The following is a 22034-nucleotide window of genomic DNA, read 5'->3' on the forward strand; positions in this document are numbered from 1 at the left end:
CCGATGGCCCCGAGGGCGGACCCTCGGGGCCATCGGCCGTTCCGGTGCCCGGGCTGCGCGCTGCGCCGCGCCCCTGGCACGATGCACCCGGCCGCGCAGGCGGCCCGACGACGAGGGAGTCCTCGATGGCACGACTGTTCGGCACCGACGGGGTGCGCGGCCTGGCGAACCGGGACGTGACCGCCGAGCTGGCGCTCGACCTCTCCGTGGCGGCCGCGCACGTGCTCGGCCAGCGCGGCGAGTTCGCCGGCCACCGGCCGCGCGCCGTGGTGGGCCGCGACCCGCGCGCCTCGGGCGAGTTCCTGTCCGCCGCCGTGGCCGCCGGCCTGGCGAGCGCGGGCGTGGACGTGCTGAACGTCGGCGTGCTGCCGACCCCCGCCATCGCGCACCTCACCGGCGCGCTCGACGTCGACCTCGGCGTCGTCCTGTCGGCGTCGCACAACCCCATGCCGGACAACGGCATCAAGTTCCTGGCGCGCGGCGGCCACAAGCTCGACGACGAGCTCGAGGACGCGATCGAGCAGCGCATGCGCGGCGAGTGGGAGCGCCCGGTCGGTGCCGCCGTGGGCCGGATCCGGTCGGACACCGGGCGGGCCGGCGAGCAGTACGTCGAGCACCTCGTGTCCACGCTGACCCACGACCTGACCGGCCTGCGCGTGGCCGTCGACTGCGCGAACGGCGCGGCCTCCGAGGTCGGGCCCGCCGCCCTGCGTGAGGCCGGCGCGGACGTGGTGGTCATCAACGCCTCGCCCGACGGCCGGAACATCAACGAGGCGTGCGGCTCGACGCACCCCGAGCAGCTGCAGGCCGCGGTCGTGGCCTCCGGCGCCGACCTCGGCGTGGCCTTCGACGGCGACGCCGACCGCTGCCTCGCGGTCGACCACACCGGCGCGCTCGTGGACGGCGACCAGATCATGGGCGTGCTGGCGCTGGACCTGCGCGAGCGCGGCGCGCTGGCGCACGACACGCTCGTCGTGACGGTGATGAGCAACCTCGGCCTGCGCCTCGCGATGCAGGCGGCGGGCGTCCGCACCGTCGAGACCGGCGTCGGCGACCGCTACGTGCTCGAGGCCATGCGCGCGCACGGGTACAGCCTGGGCGGCGAGCAGTCCGGCCACGTGATCCTCGCGGACCACGCGACGACCGGCGACGGCACCCTGACCGCGCTGCAGCTCGCGTCCCGCGTCGCGGCGACCGGCCAGAAGCTGAGCGAGCTCGCGGGTGTCGTCCGCCGGCTGCCGCAGACGCTGGTGAACGTCCCGGGGGTCGATAAGGACCGCGCCGGCACCGACGAGCACGTCGCGGCCGCCGTGGGCGCCGCGCAGACCTCGCTCGGGTCGACCGGCCGCGTGCTGCTGCGCCCGTCGGGCACGGAGCCGCTGGTCCGCGTCATGGTCGAGGCGGCGACGCAGGACGACGCCGACCGCGTCGCCGGGCAGCTCGCGGACGTGGTCCGCGACCGCCTCGCGCTCTGAGGGGCGGCGGGATGACGACGGACGGCGCCGGCGCGCGCCCGGGTGCGGCGGCGGACGGCGCGCCGCAGGCGACCTGGCCGGCGGCGGTCGTGCGCGAGCACGTGCTGCGGCTGCTCGACGCGGGCGCGGCCGACCCGGCGGGCACCGTCCCGATCGTCCAGGCCGGCCACCCGGCGCTGCGGATGCGCGCGGTGCCGTTCGACGGCCAGGTGGGCGACGACGAGCTCGCGGCGCTGGTCGCGCTGATGCGGCGCACCATGCACGCCGCCCCGGGCGTGGGGCTCGCGGCGCCGCAGATCGGCCTGCCGCTCGCGCTCGCGGTGCTCGCCGACCCCGGCGCCGGCGACACCGAGGTCGGGCGGGTGCGCGAGCGGCCCGAGCTGGCCTTCCGCGTGCTCGTGAACCCGGCCTACGAGCCCGTGCCCGGCGAGGAGCCGGAGCGGGTGACGTTCTACGAGGGCTGCCTCAGCGTCGTCGGCTACCAGGCCGTGGTCCCGCGGCTGCGCCGGCTCCGGCTGACCGGGCTCGACGAGACCGGCGCCGCGCTCGACGAGGTCGTGCAGGGCTGGCCCGCACGCATCGTGCAGCACGAGACGGACCATCTCAACGGGACGCTGTACCTCGACCGGGCGCACCCCCGGTCGCTGTCGGCGACCGACGAGCTCGGCGCGCACTGGGCGACGGAGCCCCGGCCGGCCGAGGCCGCGCGCACGCTCGGGTTCCCGCTGGAGGGCTGACCCGCTCCGCGACCGCGCGGGTCGCGCGTGCCCGGACACCCCGCGCGGGCTCCGGTGCCCGGGCGCCCCGCGGACGTCCGCCGCGGATCCCGCCCGGAGCGTTCACCGGGCCGTCACCGAAAGCCCGTGACCCGTGTCGGTGCCCCGTGATTCGCTGGGCCGACGAGCAGACGCACGGGCGACGCACAGGTGCCGCACCGGCGCGGCACGGCCCGCTCCCGGCCGACGACGGGGCGCGGCCGGTCCGCCGGGAGGCGGACCCGGGGGGTCCCCGACGTCGTCCCCGGGGCCGATGCCGGGGTGCGAGACCCGCGGTGAGGATGGGGGGAGGACCAGGGGGTACTCGGGGGAGTCCCCGATGGTAGGGGCCCGCGGGGCCCTCCTAGCGTGGAGGACGCCGGCAGGTCCGCCCGACGGCGGCCGCCACCCAACACCCGGGAGCTGATGAACGTGCTGCAGGACTGGATCGGCGCCATCGAGGGGTGGGTGCCCGCCCTCGCCGAGTCGCTCTGGGTGTTCCCGGCGCTGTTCCTGTTCGCCACGATCGACGGCTTCTTCCCGCCGATCCCGAGCGAGTCCGTGGTCATCGCGCTGTCGTCGCTGGCGGTGGCGCACGGCGAGCCGAACATCGCGCTCGTCGTGCTGGCCGCCGCGCTCGGCGCCTTCACCGGCGACCAGATCGCCTACCTGATCGGCTCCCGGGTCGACGTGCACCGGCTCAAGGTGTTCCGCACCCCGCGCGGCCGCAAGGCGCTGGCCTGGGCGGAGCACGCGCTCGAGCACCGCGGGTCGTCGTTCATCCTGGCGGCGCGGTACATCCCCGTGGGCCGCGTGGCGGTCAACATGACGGCGGGCGCGCTGGGCTACCCGCGCAGGCGGTTCGTCGGGCTCACCGCGCTGGCCGCCGTGACGTGGGCGGCGTACGGCTCGCTGGTCGGCGCGGGCTTCGGGCTGTGGCTCGAGGACCACCCGGCGATCGCAGTGGTCGCCGGCGTCGTGGTCGGCACGCTGGTCGGCATCGGGATCGACTGGGTCATGCGGCGCGTGACCGGCATGGACCGGTTCCGGCGCGGCGCGGGCGCGGGGTCGGCCGAGGCCGGCGCCGCCGACCGCGGCGACGGACCGGACGGCGGGCCGAGCGCCGGCGTCGCGGCTCCGAACGCGCCGGCACCCGGTGCGGCGGCCCAGGGGGCGGCGGCACGGGGCGCGGAGTCGCGGGGCGCGGCGACGCGGGGAGCGGCGGCGGGTACGCCGGCAACGGGCACCCCGGCACCGGGCACCCCGGCACCGGGCCCGGCTCCGGTCAACGGCCGGCCCGCCCCCGGCCCCCGCGCTCCGGTCGCCCCTCCCCGCGCCGCCGCGGCGGCCGCGACCGCCGCAGCGGCCTGCGCCGTCGGCGACGACCCCCGGGTCACGTCCCGGCAACGATCGGGCCCCGCCCGCTAACGATCCGGCATCATCGCCCGGGCCGTCCCCGGCCCGCGCCTACGCTCGGTGCGGGCCACGACGGCGTCGCCCCCGACGGCGGAGGCCGGGCAGACGCCCGCGCCTTCGCCCTGGGCAGCGGACGGGCGACGGAGGAGCGGCGAGATGGTGGCACCGCGTCCTCGTGCACCCCGGAGGTCCCTGGCGGCCGGCCTCGCGGCCTTGGCCCTCGGCGCGCTCGCGGCCTGCTCGGGCGGCGGGGGCACCGCGTCGTCCGCGGCGGACGCGGGCCTCGGGGCGTCCGCCCGCGCGGCGGTGTCGTCGGGCGCGGACTGCCTGGCGCCCCAGGTGCTCGACGCGCTCGGGTTCGCCGGCGCCGCGTCCGGCAGCACCGCGCACCCGGACGTGCCCGAGGCCGGGCCGGTGCCCGAGGACTTCGCGGCCGTCTCGGCGGTGCTGTGCACGACGGGGGAGACGCTGACCGACGCCGCCGGGCGGTGGGCGGCGGTGACGGCCACGCGCCTCGAGGGCGACGTCCGGCCGCTGCTCACCGCGCTCACCGGGTCGACGACGCGGCCGGCGGCCGGCACCTCCTCCTCGCCGTGCGCGGACGGCGCGGACCGCGCGGACCTGTGGCTGGTGGACGCGCTCGGCGCCGCCGTGCGCGTCGCGCTGCCGGCCGGCGGGTGCGGCGCCCTGCCCGTGGCGGTCACGGAGGGGCTCGACGCGCTCGACGCCGTGGACGTCGAGCACTACCCGGTCGAGCTGGTCGGGCCGCGCGCGACCTCGTCCCCGACCCCGGGCTGACGGCCCGGGCCGGACGGGAGCCCGCCCCGGCCCGCGTCGGTCAGAGCTTGCGGAGCCGCACGCGCCGCACGGAGTGGTCGCCGCCCTTGGTGAGCACGAGCGTCGCCCGGCTGCGGGTCGGCAGGATGTTCCGCACCAGGTTCGGCGCGTTGATCGCGTCCCAGATGCTCTCGGCGCGCGCGACGGCCTCGTCGTCGCTCAGCCCGGCGTACCGGTGGAAGTACGACTCCGGCCGGGCGAACGCCGTCGACCGCAGGGACAGGAACCGGTCGACGTACCACTGCCGCACGTCGGACGTGCGGGCGTCGACGTAGATCGAGAAGTCGAAGAAGTCGCTGACCGCCAGGTTCGACGTGCTGGAGGTGCCGGCCGCGGACGGCGCGGGCTGCAGGACGTTGAGGCCCTCCACGATGAGCACGTCCGGGCGGCGCACGACGACCTCGGCGCCCGGGACGATGTCGTAGGTGACGTGGTCGTACACCGGCGCCCGCACCTCGTCGTGCCCGGCCTTGACCTTCGACACGAACTGCAGCAGCGCCCGCCGGTCGTACGACTCCGGGAAGCCCTTGCGGTCCATCAGGCCGCGCCGCTCGAGCTCGGCGTTCGGGTGCAGGAACCCGTCGGTGGTCATCAGGGCGACGTTCGGGGTCGCGGGCCAGCGCGCCATCAGCTCGCGGAGCAGGCGGGCCGTCGTCGACTTGCCCACCGCGACCGACCCCGCGACGCCGATCACGAACGGGGTGCGCGGGGTGTCCTCGCGCAGGAAGGTCGACGCCGCGGCGTGCAGGCGTCGGGTCGCGGTCACGTGCAGGTCGAGCAGCCGGGACAGCGGGCGGTAGATCGCGTCGACCTCCGCCAGGTCGATCGGGTCGCCGAGCCCGCGCAGCCGGGTGACGTCGTCGTCGGTCAGCGGCAGGGGCGTGGACTCCGAGAGGCGGACCCACGACTCCCGGTCGAGCTCCACGTACGGGGAGGTCTGCCCGGGGACGTCGGTGGCGCGCACCCGACGATTCTGCACGATGCCGCGGGTCCCGCCCGCCGGGGCGCCGGACGTGACCTGCGCCGCGGCGGAGCGGCGGGGCGCGCGGATAGACTCCCGCCCATGTGTGGAATCGTCGGGTATGTCGGTGAGCACGAGCCGGACGGCCGTCCGCTCGGGGTCGTCCTGGAGGGTCTGCGCCGCCTGGAGTACCGGGGGTACGACTCGGCGGGCGTCGCGCTCGTCACCGGCGCGGGCGGCCTGGCCACCGCGAAGAAGGCGGGCAAGCTCGCGAACCTGACGGGGCTGCTCGAGGAGCAGCCCCTGCCGGGCGCGACCGCCGGCATCGGGCACACCCGCTGGGCGACCCACGGCGGCCCGACCGACGGCAACGCGCACCCGCACGTCGCCGGCGGCGTCGCGCTGATCCACAACGGCATCGTGGAGAACTTCGCGGTCCTCAAGGAGGAGCTGATCGCCGACGGCGCCGAGCTGCTGTCCGAGACCGACACCGAGGTCGTCGCGCACCTCGTCGCGCGCGCCTACGACGAGGTCAAGGACCTCGGTGAGGCCATGCGCCAGGTCGTCCGCCGCCTGCACGGCACGTTCACCCTGCTCGCGGTGCACGCCGACCACCCCGACACGGTGGTGGGCGCCCGGCACGACTCCCCGCTGGTCGTCGGCCTCGGCGACGGGGCGAACTACCTCGGCTCCGACGTGGCCGCGTTCATCGCGGAGACCCGCCGGGCGCTCGAGCTCGCGCAGGACCAGGTCGTCGTCATCACGCCGCGCTCCGTGACCGTGACCGACTTCGACGGCAACCCGGCCGAGGGTCGCGAGTACACGATCGACTGGGACGCCGCGGCCGCCGAGAAGGGCGGGTTCCGCTCCTTCATGGAGAAGGAGATCGCGGACCAGCCGCAGGCCGTGCAGGACACCCTGCTGGGCCGCACGGACACCCAGGGCCGGCTGATCCTCGACGACCTCAAGATCGACGAGTCGGTGCTCCGCTCGGTCGACAAGATCATCGTGATCGCCTGCGGCACCGCCGCCTACTCGGGCCACGTCGCCAAGTACGCGATCGAGCACTGGTGCCGGATCCCCGTCGAGGTCGAGCTGGCGCACGAGTTCCGCTACCGCGACCCGATCCTGGACGAGCGCACGCTGGTCGTCGCGATCTCCCAGTCGGGCGAGACCATGGACACGCTGATGGCGGTCCGGCACGCGCGCGAGCAGGGCGCGAAGGTCCTCGCGATCTGCAACACCCACGGGTCGACGATCCCGCGCGAGTCCGACGCGGTGCTCTACACGCACGCCGGCCCCGAGGTGGCGGTCGCGTCGACGAAGGCGTTCCTCGCGCAGATCACCGCGGCCTACCTGCTGGGCCTGTACCTGGCGCAGCTGCGCGGCAACAAGTTCGCGGACGAGATCGCCGAGATCCTCGACGACCTGCGCGCGATGCCGGAGAAGATCCAGGAGGTCCTCGACCGGTCCGGGCGGGTGCGGGAGATCGCCCGCTGGATGGCCGACACCTCGTCGGTGCTGTTCCTCGGCCGGCACGTCGGGTTCCCGGTGGCCCTGGAGGGCGCGCTCAAGCTCAAGGAGATCGCGTACATCCACGCCGAGGGCTTCGCCGCCGGCGAGCTCAAGCACGGCCCGATCGCGCTGATCGAGCCGGGCCAGCCCGTGTTCGTGATCGTGCCCAGCCCGCGCGGCCGGGACTCGCTGCACTCGAAGGTCGTCTCCAACATCCAGGAGATCCGGGCCCGCGGCGCGCGGACCCTGGTCATCGCGGAGGACGGCGACGAGGCGGTGCGGGCGTACGCCGACGAGGTGTTCTACGTCCCGCAGACGCCGACCCTGCTGGCGCCGCTGCTGTCCGTGGTGCCGCTGCAGATCTTCGCGTGCGAGCTCGCCACGGCCCGCGGCCTGGACGTCGACCAGCCGCGGAACCTGGCGAAGTCGGTCACCGTCGAGTGATCGTCGGCGTCGGGATCGACGTCGTCGACGTCGCCCGGTTCATGGCGACGGTCGAGCGGGTGCCCGCCCTGCGCGTGCGCCTGTTCACGCCCGAGGAGCGGGAGCTGCCGCCGGCCTCGCTGGCCGCGCGGTTCGCCGCGAAGGAGGCGATCGCGAAGTCGCTCGGCGCGCCGGCGGGGATGTCCTGGCAGGACGCCACGGTGCGCCGGGTGCTCGGCGAGCAGCCGGTCGTCGAGGTCACGGGCACGGTCGCCGCCGCGGCGGGACGCCTGGGCGTGACCCGGTTCCACCTGTCCCTCAGCCACGACGCGGGCATCGCGTCGGCCATGGTGGTCGCGGAGTCGGACTGATCGCGCGAGGCGGTTGCCGAGTGTCCAGAAACCCGGGTACGGATCAGGACGAACCGGGCGGGTTTCTGGACACTCGACGCGCGCGGCGGCTCGCGAGGGCCGCGCGGATCCACCCGGTCGCGCGGGCCGGGTCGCGGACGTCGTCGGCGGTGCAGGTGATCAGGCGCCAGCCCGCGTGCTCCAGCGCCTGCCGCCGGGCGACGTCGCGGCGCCACGCGCGCGGCTCGGTCCGGTGGACGTCGCCGTCGTACTCGACGGCGACGCGCTCGTCCCGGTAGCTCAGGTCGGGCAGCGCGACGAACCGGCCGTCCCGGTCGTGCACCGGGCGGTTGACGACCGGGCAGGGCAGCCCGGCCGCGACGAGCGCGAGGCGGAGGCGTGTCTCCTGACAGCTGTCCGTCCCGGCGCGCACGAGCGGCAGCGCATCCCGGAGTCGCCGCGCTCCCCGAGCGCCGGGCGCGAGCCGGTCGACGGCCCGCTTCAGGTCCCGGAGCGCGGCGACGGGCGCGCGTCGGCGGAGGAGGGCGTCGCCGAGCACGACCAGCTCGGTGTCGTCGAGCTCGCCCGCGAGCTGAGTCCACAGCCGCGACGGCAGGACGACGGGCAGGCCGTCGCGGACGAGCACGGGCTCGCGTCCCGCCGGCCGGCTGTGGCTCTGCACCCCGAGCCGCCGGGGACGGCGGACGGTCTCCGGCACCTCCACGTGCACGTCGTCCGGCCGTCGGAGGCCGCGCGGGCGGTCCACCCCCAGCAGGTGGAGGGCGGTCGCGTGGCTGAACACCGCCGCCGGGGGCAGCACCGGGAGCAGCTCGCGGCAGCGCGCGGGGAGGTCGTCCGCCCGGGGCCGGACCGCGCCCGTGCGGACGCCGCGGGTCGGACGGCGCAGCCCGGCGCCGTCCAGGTCGGTCGCGGAGAGCCCGGCCGCGCGGCCCTCGGCGAGCGTGAACGCGCGGCCCGCCAGGGACTCCGGGAGCGCTCGCGAGCCGTCGGTCACCCAGCGACTCTCCCGCGGACTATCCGACCGCGGAGGTCTGCGCGCCCCCCCTGTGGATGAGCTCCGCGCCGAGTGTCCAGAAACGCGACCGTTCTGGACGGGTATGTCCGCGGGGTTCTGGACAGTCGGCGTTGAGGGGGTCAGCGGAGGGCCGGGACGACCTCGCGCTCGAAGAGCTCGATGCCGGAGCGGTCGTAGGCCGCCTCGGCGAAGTACGTGATGGCGTAGGTCATGCCGAGGGCCTGCAGCTCGGTGAGCTTCTCGACGATCTGCTCCGGCGTGCCGACCAGCGGGCCGTTGCGGAAGTCCTCGGCGGTCTTCGGCGCCTGGTCCGGGACGGTGCGGGCGTAGTGCTCCTCGATCCAGGCGATGCGGTCGTCGACCTCGGCCTCCGTCGAGCCGATCACCACGTTGTAGTTGGCCGACCGCGTGATCTCGTCGTAGTTCCGGCCGATCGCGGCGCAGTGCTCCTGGAGCACCCGGCTCTTGTGCGCGAACCCGGCGGGGGTGCCGTCGAAGTTGGTGTACGCGGCGTGCTCGGCCGCGACGCGCAGGGTCTTGCGCTCGCCGCCGCCCGCGATCCACAGCGGCGGGCCGTCGACCTGCAGCGGCAGCGGCGACAGCTGGGCGCCGTCGACCTGGTAGTGCGCGCCGTCGAGGGTCGCGACCCCGTTGGTCCACAGCTGCTTCATGATCTGCACGCCCTCGTCGAGCATGGCGATCCGCTCGCCCGCCCGCGGGAAGCCGTACCCGTAGGCGCGCCACTCGTGCTCGTACCAGCCGGCGCCGATGCCCATCTGGACCCGCCCGCCGGAGATGATGTCGGCGGTGGCCGCGACCTTCGCGAGGTAGGCCGGGTTCCGGTAGGCCATGCAGGTGCACATCTGGCCGAGCGTCACGCGGCTGGTCGTGGCCGCGTAGGCGTTCATGAGGCTCCAGGCCTCGTGGGTGGCCTCGCCGTTGGGCTCGGGCACCGCGTGGAAGTGGTCGTAGACCCAGATCGAGTCGAAGGCGTCGCCCTGGTCGGCGTAGGTGGCGAGGCCGCTCATCACGGACCAGTGGTCGCGGGCGTCGATGCCCGTGAGGTCCTGCCGCCAGCCCTGGGGGATGAAGAGTCCGAAGCGCATGCGCGCAACGTAACCCTGACGGGGCCGGAGCGCCGTCCGGCGGCCACCCACGCAGCGGCGCGGGGAGCGCCGGCGACCACCATCCCGCAGAGCACGCGCGCGGGGCCCGGGCCTCGGCCAGGATGGACGCATGATCCTGGGGTACACGGCGGCCGAGGTCCGTGCGGCGGAGGAGCCGCTGCTCGCGCGGGGGGTGCCGCTCATGCAGCACGCCGCGTTCGCGCTGGCGGGGCGGGTCGCCGCCGAGCTGGCCGAGCGGCGCGGGCAGGTGCGCGGCGCGACGGTGGTGGCGCTGGTCGGGTCGGGCAACAACGGCGGTGACGCGCTGCACGCGGGGGCGTTCCTCGCCCGGCGCGGGGTGTCGGTGGTCGCGGTGTGCGCGACCGACGAGCCGCACGCCGAGGGGCTGGCGGCGCTGCGCCGGGCCGGCGGGCGGGCCGTGCGGGCGGTGGACGCGGACCCGGGCGCAGGGGACCACGCGGCGGTCGGCGGGGCGGCGGACGGCGGGGCGGACGGCGGGGCGGCGGACGGCGGGCCGGACCGCGCGGCGGCGGACGGCGGGGCGGACCGTGCCGCGGCAGGCGACCGCGGGGCATCCGCGGTCGGCACCTCGGCCGCCCCCGACCGCGTGCGCGGCGCCGGCCCCGACGGCCTGCCGGGCGTCTGGCTCGGCGACGCCGTGGCCGAGGCCTACGCCGCCGACGTCGTGCTGGACGGCCTGCTCGGCATCGGCGGCCGGGGCGCGCCGCGCGGCACGGCGGGGCTGCTGGCCGGGCTGCTCTCCGACCTGCTCGAGTCCGAGGACGCCGGCGCGGCGGGCGGCGGCCCGCGCAGCGCGGCGGAGGCCGGCGGCGGCCCGCTGGTCGTCGCGGTCGACCTGCCGAGCGGCATCGGGGTGGACGACGGCGCGCTGCCGGACGGCCCGGTGCTGCCGGCCGGGCTGACGGTGACGTTCGGCGCGGCGAAGCCCGGCCTGCTGCTGCCGCCGGCGTCCCGGCGTGCGGGGCGGGTCGAGGTCGTCGACCTGGGGCTGCCGCTGCCGGAGCGCCCGTCGGCCGCGCGCCTGGCGCCCGCCGACGTGGCGGCGCTGTGGCCGGTCCCGGGGCCGGAGGACCACAAGTACAGCCGCGGGGTGCTCGGCGTCGTGGCGGGCACGCCCGCCTACCCGGGCGCGGCCGTGCTCACGGTGTCGGCGGCGGCGCTGTCGGGCGTCGGCATGGTCCGGTACGTCGGCCCGTCCGCGGTCGCGCGGTCGGTGCTCGCTGCCCGCCCCGAGGTCGTCGCGGGGGAGGGGCGGGTGCAGGCGTGGCTGCTCGGCCCCGGGGTCGACCCGCGCCACGCGAAGCAGGCCCGGCGGCTCACGGACGCGCTGCACGCGGCGCTCGCGGAGGGCCTGCCCGCCGTGCTCGACGCCGGGGCGCTCGCGCTGGCGCCGCGGGAGCTCGCGCCGTGGTGCGTGCTGACCCCGCACGCCGGGGAGCTGGCGACGCTGCTCGGCCGGCTCGGCGAGGACGTCGACCGGGCGGAGGTCGAGGCGGAGCCGCTGCGCTGGGCGCGCCGCGCGCACGAGCTGACCGGCGCGACGGTGCTGCTCAAGGGCTCGACGACGGTCGTCGTGGGCGCGGGGGGCGCGGTGTACGCGCAGGGCGACGCCCCGGGCTGGCTCGCGACCGCGGGGTCAGGCGACGTGCTCGCGGGGGTGCTGGGCGCGCTGCTCGCCGGCCGCGCCGCGGACGTGCTGGCCGACCCGCCGCTCGCCGCCGCGCTGGCCGCCGCGGCGGCGCTGGTGCACGGCCGGGCGGCGGACGTCGCGGTGCCGGGCGGACCCGTCACCGCCCTGGGCGTCGCGCACGCGCTGCCGGCGACCGTGGCCGGGGTGCTCCGTGGCTGACCCGCGCGACGACGCCGTCGCCCCCGACGGCGCGACCGCCCCCGCCTCGCCCGCCGCCGCGCCTGCCGACGCGGCCCCCGCCTCGCCCGCCCCCGCGCCTGCCGCCGCCGCGCCCGCCGCCGCGGCCCCCGCCGCCGCCCCGCTCCGCGGGGACCTGCTCCGCCGGGTCGCCGCCCTGCTGGACCCGCCGGCCGACGGCACCGCCCCGGCCCGCCGGCTGCTCGGGATCGCGGGCGCGCCCGGCGCGGGCAAGTCGACGCTGAGCGCGCAGATCCTCGCCGCGTTCCCCGGGCGGTGCGTGGTCGTGCCGATGGACGGCTTCCACCTCGCGCAGACCGAGCTCGAGCGGCTCGGCCGCGCCGACCGCAAGGGCGCGCCCGACACGTTCGACGCCGCGGGCTACGTGGCGCTGCTGCGCCGGCTGCGCGCCCCGGTCCCGGGCGAGACGGTGTATGCGCCCGAGTACCGGCGCGACCTGCGCAACGGGGTGGCCGGTGCGATCGCCGTGCCCGCCGACGTGCCGCTGGTGGTCACAGAGGGCAACTACCTGCTGCTCGAGGAGCACGGGTTCGCGCCGGTCCGGGACCTGCTGGACGTGTGCTGGTTCGTCGACCTGCCGGAGGAGGTGCGGGCGGAACGGCTGGTGGCCCGGCACGAGCTGTTCGGCAAGCCCTCGGCCGCCGCGTACGCGTGGACGCACGGGCCGGACCAGCGCAACGCGGACCTCGTCGCGGCGACCCGCTCCCGCGCGGACGCCGTCGTCACCGTCGACTGACCGGCTCCGCCGCGCGCCCGCGCGAGGCACCCGCGCGCCGGTGGGAGACTGGGTCCGTGAGCAGGTTTCCCGCGCGGGCGGTCGTGGACCTCGGGGCCGTGCGTGCCAACGCGCGGACCCTGGGCGACCTCGCCCCGACGGCGCAGCTCATGGCGGTCGTGAAGGCGGACGCCTACGGCCACGGCCTGCTGCCGGTCGCGCGCGCCGCGGTCGAGGGCGGCGCGACGTGGCTGGGCGTCGCCCAGGTGTCGGAGGCGCTCGCGCTGCGCGCCGGCGGCGTGACGGCCCGTGTCCTGACCTGGCTGTACGCGCCCGGCGCCCCGCTGGCCGAGGCGGTCGCCGCCGACGTCGACCTGTCCGTCGCCGCCCCGTGGGCGCTGCGCGAGGTCGCGGACGCCGCCCGCGCCGCCGGCCACGCGGCGCGGATCCACGTGAAGGTCGACACCGGGCTCGGCCGCAACGGGCTGACCCCGGACGACCTGCCGGCGGTCGTCGACGAGGCGCTCCGGCTCGAGGCCCAGGGCGTCGTCCGGCTGGTCGGCATCTGGTCGCACCTGGCGTTCGCCGACGAGCCCGGCCACCCGAGCCTGCACGCGCAGGGCGATCTGCTGCGCGCCGCCGCGGCGGACGCCGAGGCGCGGGGCGCCCGGTTCGAGGTGCGGCACATCGCCGCCTCGGCCTCGACGCTGACGGACCCGGAGCTCCACCTGGACCTCGTGCGGCCCGGCATCGCGCTCTACGGCCTGACCCCGGTGCCGCAGCTCGGCGGGCCGGAGCGGTTCGGGCTGGTGCCGGCGATGACGGTCGAGGCCGAGCTCGCGAACGTCAAGCGGCTGCCCGCCGGCCACGGCGTGTCGTACGGCCACCACTACGTGACGCCGCGGGACACGGTGCTGGGCGTGGTCCCGCTCGGGTACGCGGACGGGGTGCCCCGGCACGCCTCCGGCCAGGACGGCGCGCCCGGGGCCCCGCTGGGTGTCGGCGGCCGGCGGCTGGCGATCGCCGGGCGGGTCTGCATGGACCAGGTCATGGTCGACCTCGGCCCGGGCGCGACCGAGCGGGCCGGCGACCGCGTCGTGCTGTTCGGCACCGGGGCGGACGGCGGCCCGACGGCCCAGGGCTGGGCCGACGCGGCGGGCACCATCAGCTACGAGATCGTCACCCGGCTCGGTGCCCGGGTGCCGCGGGTGTACGTGGACGGCGGCCGGGAGGTCCCGGCGAGCGGCGCGGAGCGCGTCGCGGAGGGAGTGGCGTGAGCGAGCAGGACGGGGCGACCGCGGCGGTCGCCGAGGTGACGGTCGACCTCGCGGACGCGGACGCGACGCGCGGGTACGGCGAGGCGCTCGCGGCGCTGCTGCGGCCGGGCGACCTCGTCGTGCTGACCGGCGACCTCGGGGCGGGCAAGACGACGCTGACCCAGGGCATCGGCACCGGGCTCGGCGTGCGCGGCGCGGTCGCGTCGCCGACGTTCGTGATCGCGCGGGTGCACCCGCCGCTGCCGCGCCCGGACGGCTCGGCCGGCCCGACGCTGGTGCACGTCGACGCCTACCGGCTCGGCTCGCTGGACGAGGTCGACGCGCTCGACCTGGACGCCTCGCTCGACGAGTCGGTGACCGTCGTCGAGTGGGGCGAGGGGCTGGTCGAGGCGCTCGCCGACGACCGGCTCGAGGTCGCCCTGCGCCGCCCCCGCGGGGCCGACGCCGCCGGCGCCCCGCCGGACGCCGAGGACGCCGCCGCGGGCGTGCGGGCCGTGACCGTCCGCGCGCGCGGCGAGCGGTGGCGCGGCGTGGCCCTGCCCACCGGCCCCGCGACCACCTGACCCCGGGCCGCCCGCCCGCACCCGAGACACCCCCGACAACGAAGGAACCCCACCGGTGCCCGTCCTCGCGCTCGACACCTCCGCCGCCGCGTCCGCCGCCGTCGTCGACGACGCCGGCCGCACCCTGGCCACCCGGTCCACGGGCGAGGCCCGCCGGCACGCGGAGACTCTCACCCCGCTGCTCGACGCGGTGCTGGCCGAGGCGGGCGTCGCGCGCACGGAGCTGACCGCCGTCGTCGCGGGAACGGGCCCGGCGCCGTTCACCGGCCTGCGAGTCGGCCTGGTCACGGCGCGCACGCTCGGTCTGGCGCTGGGCGTCCCGGTGCACGGGGTGTCGTCGCTCGACGCGCTGGCGCTGGCGGCGGTCGCGGGCGCGGCGTCCGGCGCCGGCCCCGACCTGGACGGCCGCGAGCTGCTCGTCGTGACGGACGCGCGCCGCAAGGAGGTCTACTGGGCCCGGTACCGCGCGGTCGTGGGCGCCGGCACGGAGCCGTCGGTCGAGGCCGTCGAGGGCCCCGGCGTGGCCGCGCCGGCGGTCGTCGCCGAGCAGGGGCTGGACGGCCTGCTGCTCGTCGGCCCGGGCACCGCCCTGTACCCGGAGCTGCTGCCGCCGAGCCCCGGCACCCCGGACGCGGTCGACGCGGCGGACCTGGCGCGGGTGGCGCTGGCGCGGCTCGCGGTCGGCGGCGACGGCCTGGTGCTGCCGACCGAGCCTCTGTACCTGCGCCGCCCGGACGCCGTGCCGCCGGCCGCCGCGAAGCGGGCGCGGGCGTGACCACGCCGTCCGGGGACGACTCGGCGCCGGGCACCGCTCCCGACGGCCTCACCGCCGACGTCCTGATCCGGCCGCTCGTCGAGGCCGACCTCGACGCGCTCGAGGACCTGGAGGAGGCGCTGTTCGGCGCCGGGGCGTGGTCCCGCGCGTCGCTCGCCGAGGAGATCGCCGGCCCCGGCCGGTGGTACGTCGGCGCCCAGGACCGGGCGTCGGGCGAGCTCGTCGGGTACGCGGGCCTGTGGTTCGACGGCTACGACGGCCAGGTCATGACCGTCGGCACCCGCCCGGACGCGCAGGGCCACGGCGTCGGGCGGATGCTGCTCGACGCGCTGCTCGACCACGCGCGCGAGCTCGGCGCGGGCGACGTGCTGCTCGAGGTGCGGGTCGACAACGAGCCCGCGCTGCGGCTGTACGAGCGCGCGGGGTTCGAGCGGTTCGGCCGCCGCAAGGGGTACTACCAGCCCGAGAACGTCGACGCCTGGACGATGCGCCGCAAGGCCTGACGCGGTGCGGCGGGGCGCCCGGACGCGGCGAGGGCCCCGCCACCGGCCGGTGGCGGGGCCCTCGCGCGTCGGCGCTCAGATCGTGCGGGCGACGTCCTCGAAGTCGAGCCGGCCCTGGCGCGGGTGCGAGGCCGGCGTGCCGTCGGCGTCCGCGGGCATGGTGCCGACGTTCAGCACCATGAGGGACCGCCAGCCGGAGCCGGCCAGCAGGTCGGCGTCCAGGCCCGGCGCGTCGAAGCCGGTCATCGGGCCGACGTGCAGCCCGGCGGCACGCAGGCCGACGATCAGGTAGCCCGCCTGCAGGAACGCGTTGTCGCGGGACCAGCGGGCGCGGACGTCCGCCACGCCGGCGAAGTTGTCCCGTGCGCCGGGCACGTGCGGGGCCAGGCGGTGCAGCTGCTCGTGGAAGTCGAGGTCGGCGGCGACCACGACGCTGAGCGGCGCGCGCTGGGTCTTCGCCTTGTTGCCCTCGTTCATGTGCGCCACGAGGCGCTCGCGGCCCTCGGGGGAGCGGACGAGCAGCAGGCGCAGCGGCAGCGAGTTCATCGCGGTCGGGCCCCAGCGGACGACGTCCCAGACGGCGCGGACCTGCTCGTCGGTGACCTCGCCCTCGGCGAAGGTGTTGACGGTGCGCGCGTCCCGGAACACGAGGTCGACGACCTCCTGGGGTACGCGGAGGTCGGTCAGCGGCGCGGTGTCGGTGCTCATGGTTCGTTGAATGCACAACCACTCGCGGGTCATCCCGGTTGCCCGGGTGAACCGTGTCACACCGGGCGGGCGCCTAGAATCGGGCCATGCCTGAAGCGCCGCTCGTCCTGGGGATCGAGACGTCCTGCGACGAGACCGGGGTCGCCCTGGTCCGCGCCCACCCCGACCGCAGCGAGCTCCTGGTCGACGCCGTCGCGTCCTCCATGGACGAGCACGCGCGGTTCGGCGGGATCATCCCCGAGATCGCCTCGCGCGCCCACCTCGAGGCGATGATCCCGACCGTCGAGCGCGCGCTCGACACCGCCGGCGTCACGCTCGCGGACGTCGACGCGGTCGCCGTCACCGCGGGGCCCGGCCTGGTCGGCTCGCTCACCGTCGGCACCGCCGCCGCGAAGGCGCTCGCGTACGGCCTGGGCAAGCCGCTGTACGGCGTGAACCACGTCATCGGCCACGCTGCCGTCGACGAGCTGGTGCACGGCCTGTTCCCCGACCGCGTCATGGCGCTCGTCGTGTCCGGCGGCCACTCCAGCCTGCTGCTGATCGACGACGTCGTCACCGGCGTGCACGAGCTCGGCTCGACGCTCGACGACGCGGCGGGGGAGGCGTTCGACAAGGTCGGCCGCCTGCTCGGCCTGCCCTACCCCGGCGGCCCGCACATCGACCGCCTGGCGCGCGAGGGCGACCCGGCCGCGATCCGGTTCCCGCGCGGCCTCACCGCCGCCAAGGACCAGGCGAAGCACGCGGACGACTTCTCGTTCTCCGGCCTCAAGACCGCCGTGGCCCGCTGGGTCGAGGCGCGCGAGGACGCCGGCGAGGCGATCCCGCTCGAGGACGTGTCCGCGTCGTTCGCGGCGGCGGTCGCCGACGTCCTCACCGCCAAGACGATCGCCGCGTGCCGGAAGCACGGCGTCGACACGCTGGTCGTGGGCGGCGGGTTCTCCGCGAACTCGCAGCTGCGCGACATGGCGGCCGAGCGGTGCGCGGCGGCCGGGATCGACCTGCGGATCCCGCCGATCAGGTACTGCACGGACAACGGCGCGATGATCGCCGCGCTCGGCGCCGCGGTCGTGCGGCGCGGGCTGCCGGCGTCGGACTTCGCGATCGGCGTCGACTCGACGATGCCGCTGGAGACCGTGACGGTCTGACGGCGCCCCGGCCCGGCCCGTCCGTCGGCGACCGGGGGCCCGGACCGCGCGGTTCCGGGCCCGGCGTCAGAGCGGCCGGCCCGCCCGCATCTCCGCGACCAGCGACGCCACCACCGCGTCGAGCTCGCCGGCGTTCCGCCGCGCCACCGCCCGCTGCCGCTGGTACGACGCTCCCTTGCGCAGGATCACCCGGACCGCATCGAGCTCGGCGGAGCAGCCCAGCCGCTCGGCGACCGGTTCCAGGTCGACGAGCAGCCGCCCGACCGCGTCGGTGACGAGCTCCTCGTCGCCCGCCGCGTTCGTGATGATGATCGCGTCCATGCCGTAGCGCGCCGAGCGCCACTTGTTCTCCTGCGCGAACCACGGCGGGATCGTCGGCAGCGGCTCCCCGCGGTCCAGCAGCGTCGAGAAGTGCTCGACCAGGCAGTGCGTCAGCGCGGCGAGCGCGGTCACCTCCAGGAGGCTGGGGGAGCCGTCGCAGATCCGCGCCTCGATCGTGCCGAACCGCGGCGACGGCCGGACGTCCCAGCGCACCTCGTCGAACGCGTCGATGACGCCGGTGTGCAGCATGTCGCCGACGTACGCCTCGAGCTGGTCCCAGCGCTCGAACTGGAACGGCAGCCCCGCGGTCGGGAGCTGCTGGAACATCAGCGCGCGGTTCGACGCGTACCCGGTGTCCTTGCCGCCCCAGAACGGGCTCGACGCCGACAGCGACTGCAGGTGCGCGAACGTGGTCAGCAGCGCCCGCGAGATCGGGAGCACCTTGTCCCGGTCCTCGATGCCGACGTGGACGTGCACGCCGTAGATGAGCATCTGCCGGCCCCACCACTGCGTGCGGTCGATCAGGGTGGCGTACCGCTGCTTGTCGGTGACCTTCTGCTGCGCCCACCGGGCGAACGGGTGCGTGCCCGCGCTCATCAGCTCGACGCGCAGCGGGTCGGTGACGGTGCGGACCTCGTCGACCGCGCGCTGCAGGTCCGCGCCGGCCTCGCCCACGGTGCGGCACACGCCGGACACGACCTCGACGGTGTTGAGCAGCAGCTCCTGCTTGATCGCGGGGTGCTCGGCGGCGCCCGCCGGCCGGACCGCGTCGAGCACCGTGCTGGCCACCTGGCGCAGGTCGCCGGAGTCGGCGTCGACGAGCGCGAGCTCCCACTCGATCCCGACGGTCGACCGCTCGGACCGCGCGAACGGCAGCCGCGCGGGCGTGGTCATGCGGCGGCGCCGACGGGCTCGACGAGCAGCACCTGCTGCTGGCCGGCGACCCGGGTGAGCACGATCGTCGCGGCGGTCGTGCCGCGGAGGTCGAGCTGGCGGCGCAGCTGCTCCGGGACGACGGCGGTGCCGCGCTTCTTGATGGTGAGCGACCCGACCCCGCGCTCGCGCAGGTAGGCCCGCAGCCGCTTGAGCCCGAACGGCAGGGTGTCGAGGACGCGGTAGGCCGTGGCGAACGGCGTCGCGTGCAGGGCGTCGGAGGTCACGTAGGCGATCGTGCTGTCCACGAGCCGTCCCTGCACCTCGGCGGCGACCTCGGCGACCAGGCCCGCGCGGATGACGGCGCCGTCGGGCTCGTACAGGTAGGCGCCGACGGGTGCCACCTCCGCGCGGGCGGGCTCGGTGGCGGCACGCAGCAGGTCGGACCCGCCGCCGCTCCCGAGCAGCAGCGCCGACCGGCCGGGGCCCGCGGGCGCGAGCGGGCCGAACCACAGGCCGAGCTCGACGACGTCGCCGTCCACCGACACCCACTGCGCCTCGGCGTCGTCGGGCAGCGCGCTGTGCGGGACGCCGGGGCCGAGCTTGAGGCCGAGGGCGGGCACGCGGTCGCGGAGCGCCAGGACGTCGTCGAGCGGCGGCGCGTAGGCCGCGGGGTCGAACACCCGGCTGCCGCCCGACGTCCGGCGCGCCGGGTCGGCGTACACGCCGTCGACGCCCTCGGCGGCCAGGTCGACCGCGAGGCCGTCGCCGTGCCGCACCTCGGCCTCGGGGAAGGCGCGCAGGTTGATCGTGGCCAGCGCGGCGGTGGTCTCGTCGGCGTCGACCGCGAGCACCCGCAGCCCGACCCCGGCGAACGCCATCGCGTCGGCGCCCAGGCCGGAGGTCAGGTCGGCGACCCGCGTGACGCCGGCGGCGGCGTACCGGCGGGCGTGCTGCGCGGCGACCACCAGGCGGGTCGCCTGCTCGAGGCCCGCGGGGGTGAACAGCATGCCGTCGGCGAACTCGCCCAGCTTGTCGTGCGCCTTCGCCCGCAGCCGCGACTGGGTGAGCGCGGCGGCGACCAGGTCGGCGTCGAAGCCGTCCCGGCGCAGCCGCTCCGACAGGGCCATCGCGTGCCGCTCGTCGTACGGCGGCAGGGCGGACAGCAGGGCCCAGCCCTCGGGGCTGAGCAGCTTGGCGAGGCCGGACGCGTCCATCCCGCGATCCTCGCACGGGGCGGCTCGTTGGCACTCGCCTTGACCGAGTGCTAACGGGTTCCTAGAGTGCTGATCGGCACTCTCGTCACGAGAGTGCCAGCGCACCGCGCAGCCGCCGGCACCCGCGACGACGGCCGGCTGGACGGGGCGACAACGGACATCAGGCAGCACTCACACGCGAAGGGGAGGTCCGCTGTGTCGGTCTCCATCAAGCCGCTCGAGGACCGCATCGTCGTCAAGACGCTCGAGGCGGAGCAGACGACCGCCTCCGGTCTGGTCATCCCGGACAGCGCCAAGGAGAAGCCCCAGGAGGGCGAGGTCCTGGCCGTGGGCCCGGGTCGCATCGACGACAACGGCAACCGCGTCCCGCTCGACGTGGCGGTCGGTGACAAGGTCATCTACAGCAAGTACGGCGGCACCGAGGTCAAGTACGACGGCGAGGAGTACCTGATCCTCTCCGCGCGCGACATCCTGGCGGTCGTCACCAAGTGATGCCGTGGCGCCGGCCCCCTCGGGGTCGGCGCCGGGCTCGACGCAGGGCCCCCTCCGCGGACGGAGGGGGCCCTGCGTCGTCCCCGGGTCGGCGCTGCGCCGGGCCTGCCGCAGCGCCGAGTGGGCACTGGACGCGTCGAGCGGGCAACCAGGGGATGCCCACTCGACGCGTCCGATGCCCGCTCGCCGGGTCGCGTCGCCCGGCAGAGTTCTCGGTAGCCACTGCGGCCACTGCCGCGGCCGCGGCGCGAGCGCCCCGGGGGCGGACGCACGACGGGGCCCCTCCGCATGCGGAGGGGCCCCGTCGCTCGTGGACGGCGACCGTGCGGTGTCGCACCGCTCGACGGTCGCCACGACTCAGGTGGCGGCGCTCGGGCCGCCCGGCGGCTCGCGCCGCCGAGGCTCAGATGGCCTGGGTGGCGGTCCGGCCGGCGCGCTCGGCGAGGACGGCGGTGCGCTCGTCCTCGGACAGGCCGCCCCAGACGCCGTACGGCTCGCGGACCGCGAGGGACTGCTCGCGGCACTCGTTGATCACCGGGCAGCTCGCGCAGATCGCCTTGGCGGCCTCGGCGCGGCGACGGCGCGCGGCGCCCCGCTCGCCCTCCGGGTGGAAGAACAGGTCCTGGTCGGCGTCGCGGCACGCGCCCTGGTACTGCCACTCCCAGAGCTCCATCACGGGTCCCGGGAGGCGGGAGATCTCGGCCATGGGGGGTCCTCCATCCTGCGCGGCGCCGGGGCGCCGTTCTGGTGACGTGCGGGGGGCGGTCCTGCCGGCCGCGAAGTCTGGGACCGAGGTCCCTGGTGCGTCGGCTGAACTGCACTGATGAGGACAGTACAACCGCTTCAGCAGTTGTTCAAGACCGTGTCGCGAATCGCTTCGGCGCGAACCGCTTCGGTGCCGCCACCAGGGCTGGCGCGATTCGTGGCGCGGTTCAGCGGTGCGTACCCCCCGGGCTGACGCGATCCGCCCGTCCGCCGCTGGAAACCGCGTCAGATCCCCGGCACAATCGCCGGAGCGGGCCGCGGGACGAGCGGCGGGGACGAGACGGACGAGATGCAGCACAGCGAGGACGACGGGCCGACCGACGTCGACGGGCGCGACGCCGCCGGCGACGGGCGGGACGCCGCCGACGGCGCGTCCGAGGGCATCGAGCCCGACAGCCCGATCCTCACGGTCGCCGCCGTGGCCGCCCGGCTGGGCGTGGCCCCCGCGACGCTGCGTACCTGGGACCGGCGCTACGGGCTGGGCGCCTCCGAGCACACCGCGGGCGCGCACCGCCGGTACAGCACGGCGGACCTCGCCCGGCTGATGACGATGCGCTCGCTCACGCTCGACGGCGTGCCCCCGGCCGACGCGGCCCGGCTGGCGCGCGAGGGTGCGCCCGCCACGCTGCCCGAGCCGGTCGTGGCCCCGGACCGCGAGCGCGGGCCCGCGCCCCGGGACGCCGCCGCGGACGCGCCGTCCCGCCACCTCGCCGCGGTGCCGGACGCGCCCGACGACGACCGGGCCGACCGCGCCGACCACGACGACCCGGCGGCCCCGGCCCGCCCCGCCGCGGCCCCGGCCCGCCCCGCTGCCCCCGCGCCGTCCGCACGGGCGCCGCGCGCCGCCCGCCCGGCCACGCCGACCAGCGTGATCGA

At 76.9% G+C, this 22034-nt stretch carries 22 protein-coding genes; 15 read left to right on the plus strand and 7 right to left on the minus strand.

Annotation, left to right across the window (positions count from 1 at the left end; genetic code table 11):
- Nucleotides 1-125: 125 nt before the first annotated feature.
- From glmM to Cpa01nite_RS12925, 4 genes are all read left to right on the plus strand, one after another.
- Nucleotides 126-1475 carry a phosphoglucosamine mutase gene (gene glmM, locus Cpa01nite_RS12910; RefSeq protein ID WP_203669161.1) on the plus strand — a complete coding sequence of 450 codons (1350 nt, stop codon included), beginning with the start codon at nt 126-128 and terminating at the stop codon, nt 1473-1475.
- A gap of 11 nt (nt 1476-1486) precedes the next feature.
- Nucleotides 1487-2212: a peptide deformylase gene (locus Cpa01nite_RS12915; RefSeq protein ID WP_203669162.1), complete on the plus strand. Its 726-nt coding sequence runs from the start codon at nt 1487-1489 to the stop codon at nt 2210-2212.
- A 444-nt stretch (nt 2213-2656) separates the two neighbouring features.
- Nucleotides 2657-3658 (plus strand): DedA family protein, encoded by a 1002-nt coding sequence (locus tag Cpa01nite_RS18695; RefSeq protein ID WP_239068753.1) that lies wholly within the window; start codon nt 2657-2659, stop codon nt 3656-3658.
- A 201-nt stretch (nt 3659-3859) separates the two neighbouring features.
- Nucleotides 3860-4444 (plus strand): hypothetical protein, encoded by a 585-nt coding sequence (locus Cpa01nite_RS12925; RefSeq protein WP_203669163.1) that lies wholly within the window; start codon nt 3860-3862, stop codon nt 4442-4444.
- 40 nt (nt 4445-4484) lie between these two features.
- On the opposite strand, the gene coaA is transcribed toward Cpa01nite_RS12925, so the two are convergent.
- The gene (coaA, locus tag Cpa01nite_RS12930; protein WP_308439377.1) at nt 4485-5447 is read right to left on the minus strand and encodes a type I pantothenate kinase; all 963 of its coding nucleotides are present in this window, start codon (nt 5445-5447) and stop codon (nt 4485-4487) included.
- Nucleotides 5448-5546: 99 nt separating this feature from the next.
- Here coaA and glmS point away from each other — a divergent pair, with 99 nt between their 5' ends.
- Nucleotides 5547-7403 carry a glutamine--fructose-6-phosphate transaminase (isomerizing) gene (glmS, locus tag Cpa01nite_RS12935; RefSeq protein WP_203669165.1) on the plus strand — a complete coding sequence of 619 codons (1857 nt, stop codon included), beginning with the start codon at nt 5547-5549 and terminating at the stop codon, nt 7401-7403.
- Nucleotides 7400-7753: a holo-ACP synthase gene (locus Cpa01nite_RS12940; RefSeq protein WP_203669166.1), complete on the plus strand. Its 354-nt coding sequence runs from the start codon at nt 7400-7402 to the stop codon at nt 7751-7753. Before glmS ends, Cpa01nite_RS12940 begins: the two co-directional genes overlap by 4 nt.
- A gap of 43 nt (nt 7754-7796) precedes the next feature.
- On the opposite strand, the gene Cpa01nite_RS12945 is transcribed toward Cpa01nite_RS12940, so the two are convergent.
- Nucleotides 7797-8747 (minus strand): putative endonuclease domain-containing protein, encoded by a 951-nt coding sequence (locus Cpa01nite_RS12945; RefSeq protein WP_203669167.1) that lies wholly within the window; start codon nt 8745-8747, stop codon nt 7797-7799.
- 140 nt (nt 8748-8887) lie between these two features.
- Nucleotides 8888-9874: an LLM class F420-dependent oxidoreductase gene (locus tag Cpa01nite_RS12950; RefSeq protein ID WP_203669168.1), complete on the minus strand. Its 987-nt coding sequence runs from the start codon at nt 9872-9874 to the stop codon at nt 8888-8890.
- A gap of 130 nt (nt 9875-10004) precedes the next feature.
- On the opposite strand from Cpa01nite_RS12950, the gene Cpa01nite_RS12955 reads away from it, so the two are divergent.
- The 6 genes from Cpa01nite_RS12955 to rimI all read left to right on the plus strand — a co-directional run bounded on the left by Cpa01nite_RS12955 (nt 10005) and on the right by rimI (nt 15637).
- The gene (locus tag Cpa01nite_RS12955) at nt 10005-11765 is read left to right on the plus strand and encodes a bifunctional ADP-dependent NAD(P)H-hydrate dehydratase/NAD(P)H-hydrate epimerase (RefSeq protein ID WP_203669169.1); all 1761 of its coding nucleotides are present in this window, start codon (nt 10005-10007) and stop codon (nt 11763-11765) included.
- Nucleotides 11766-11919: 154 nt separating this feature from the next.
- Complete coding sequence (locus Cpa01nite_RS12960; protein WP_203669185.1) at nt 11920-12540, plus strand: nucleoside/nucleotide kinase family protein; 621 nt, start codon at nt 11920-11922, stop codon at nt 12538-12540.
- A gap of 56 nt (nt 12541-12596) precedes the next feature.
- A complete protein-coding gene (gene alr, locus Cpa01nite_RS12965; RefSeq protein WP_203669170.1) occupies nt 12597-13796 on the plus strand; it encodes an alanine racemase in 1200 nt (399 codons plus the stop codon).
- Nucleotides 13793-14359, plus strand: a complete 567-nt coding sequence (gene tsaE, locus Cpa01nite_RS12970) for a tRNA (adenosine(37)-N6)-threonylcarbamoyltransferase complex ATPase subunit type 1 TsaE (protein ID WP_203669171.1) — start codon at nt 13793-13795, stop codon at nt 14357-14359. The genes alr and tsaE overlap by 4 nt, the downstream gene beginning before the upstream one ends.
- 55 nt (nt 14360-14414) lie before the next feature.
- Nucleotides 14415-15134, plus strand: a complete 720-nt coding sequence (gene tsaB / locus Cpa01nite_RS12975; RefSeq protein WP_203669172.1) for a tRNA (adenosine(37)-N6)-threonylcarbamoyltransferase complex dimerization subunit type 1 TsaB — start codon at nt 14415-14417, stop codon at nt 15132-15134.
- The gene (rimI, locus tag Cpa01nite_RS12980) at nt 15131-15637 is read left to right on the plus strand and encodes a ribosomal protein S18-alanine N-acetyltransferase (RefSeq protein WP_203669173.1); all 507 of its coding nucleotides are present in this window, start codon (nt 15131-15133) and stop codon (nt 15635-15637) included. Before tsaB ends, rimI begins: the two co-directional genes overlap by 4 nt.
- Before the next feature lie 75 nt (nt 15638-15712).
- Here the strand turns inward: rimI and Cpa01nite_RS12985 are convergent, their stop codons facing one another.
- Entirely contained in the window at nt 15713-16345 is a 633-nt protein-coding gene (locus Cpa01nite_RS12985) for a malonic semialdehyde reductase (RefSeq protein WP_203669174.1), read from the minus strand.
- An 86-nt stretch (nt 16346-16431) separates the two neighbouring features.
- Here Cpa01nite_RS12985 and tsaD point away from each other — a divergent pair, with 86 nt between their 5' ends.
- A complete protein-coding gene (gene tsaD / locus Cpa01nite_RS12990; RefSeq protein WP_203669175.1) occupies nt 16432-17490 on the plus strand; it encodes a tRNA (adenosine(37)-N6)-threonylcarbamoyltransferase complex transferase subunit TsaD in 1059 nt (352 codons plus the stop codon).
- 66 nt (nt 17491-17556) lie between these two features.
- Here tsaD and Cpa01nite_RS12995 read toward each other — a convergent pair whose 3' ends face one another.
- Entirely contained in the window at nt 17557-18705 is a 1149-nt protein-coding gene (locus Cpa01nite_RS12995) for a glutamate--cysteine ligase (RefSeq protein ID WP_203669176.1), read from the minus strand.
- The gene (locus Cpa01nite_RS13000; RefSeq protein WP_203669177.1) at nt 18702-19901 is read right to left on the minus strand and encodes a class I SAM-dependent methyltransferase; all 1200 of its coding nucleotides are present in this window, start codon (nt 19899-19901) and stop codon (nt 18702-18704) included. Before Cpa01nite_RS13000 ends, Cpa01nite_RS12995 begins: the two co-directional genes overlap by 4 nt.
- A 195-nt stretch (nt 19902-20096) precedes the next feature.
- Here Cpa01nite_RS13000 and groES point away from each other — a divergent pair, with 195 nt between their 5' ends.
- Complete coding sequence (gene groES / locus Cpa01nite_RS13005) at nt 20097-20393, plus strand: co-chaperone GroES (protein ID WP_122149810.1); 297 nt, start codon at nt 20097-20099, stop codon at nt 20391-20393.
- 403 nt (nt 20394-20796) lie between these two features.
- On the opposite strand, the gene Cpa01nite_RS13010 is transcribed toward groES, so the two are convergent.
- The gene (locus Cpa01nite_RS13010; RefSeq protein ID WP_203669178.1) at nt 20797-21099 is read right to left on the minus strand and encodes a WhiB family transcriptional regulator; all 303 of its coding nucleotides are present in this window, start codon (nt 21097-21099) and stop codon (nt 20797-20799) included.
- 348 nt (nt 21100-21447) lie between these two features.
- On the opposite strand from Cpa01nite_RS13010, the gene Cpa01nite_RS13015 reads away from it, so the two are divergent.
- The coding region (locus tag Cpa01nite_RS13015; RefSeq protein WP_203669179.1) for a MerR family transcriptional regulator at nt 21448-22034 on the plus strand (587 nt) is incomplete at its 3' end.

Source organism: Cellulomonas pakistanensis (genome assembly GCF_016862755.1).
Classification (GTDB): domain Bacteria; phylum Actinomycetota; class Actinomycetes; order Actinomycetales; family Cellulomonadaceae; genus Cellulomonas; species Cellulomonas pakistanensis.

What these genes read in the sequence shown, in the direction of transcription:
- glmM (WP_203669161.1), top strand. Translation starts at nt 126, where the DNA reads ATGGCACGACTGTTCGGCACCGACGGGGTGCGCGGCCTGGCGAACCGG.
- Cpa01nite_RS12915 (WP_203669162.1), top strand. Translation starts at nt 1,487, where the DNA reads ATGACGACGGACGGCGCCGGCGCGCGCCCGGGTGCGGCGGCGGACGGC.
- Cpa01nite_RS18695 (WP_239068753.1), top strand. Translation starts at nt 2,657, where the DNA reads ATGAACGTGCTGCAGGACTGGATCGGCGCCATCGAGGGGTGGGTGCCC.
- glmS (WP_203669165.1), top strand. Translation starts at nt 5,547, where the DNA reads ATGTGTGGAATCGTCGGGTATGTCGGTGAGCACGAGCCGGACGGCCGT.
- Cpa01nite_RS12950 (WP_203669168.1), bottom strand. Translation starts at nt 9,874, where the DNA reads ATGCGCTTCGGACTCTTCATCCCCCAGGGCTGGCGGCAGGACCTCACG.
- Cpa01nite_RS12955 (WP_203669169.1), top strand. Translation starts at nt 10,005, where the DNA reads ATGATCCTGGGGTACACGGCGGCCGAGGTCCGTGCGGCGGAGGAGCCG.
- Cpa01nite_RS12985 (WP_203669174.1), bottom strand. Translation starts at nt 16,345, where the DNA reads ATGAGCACCGACACCGCGCCGCTGACCGACCTCCGCGTACCCCAGGAG.
- tsaD (WP_203669175.1), top strand. Translation starts at nt 16,432, where the DNA reads ATGCCTGAAGCGCCGCTCGTCCTGGGGATCGAGACGTCCTGCGACGAG.
- Cpa01nite_RS12995 (WP_203669176.1), bottom strand. Translation starts at nt 18,705, where the DNA reads ATGACCACGCCCGCGCGGCTGCCGTTCGCGCGGTCCGAGCGGTCGACC.
- Cpa01nite_RS13000 (WP_203669177.1), bottom strand. Translation starts at nt 19,901, where the DNA reads ATGGACGCGTCCGGCCTCGCCAAGCTGCTCAGCCCCGAGGGCTGGGCC.
- Cpa01nite_RS13010 (WP_203669178.1), bottom strand. Translation starts at nt 21,099, where the DNA reads ATGGCCGAGATCTCCCGCCTCCCGGGACCCGTGATGGAGCTCTGGGAG.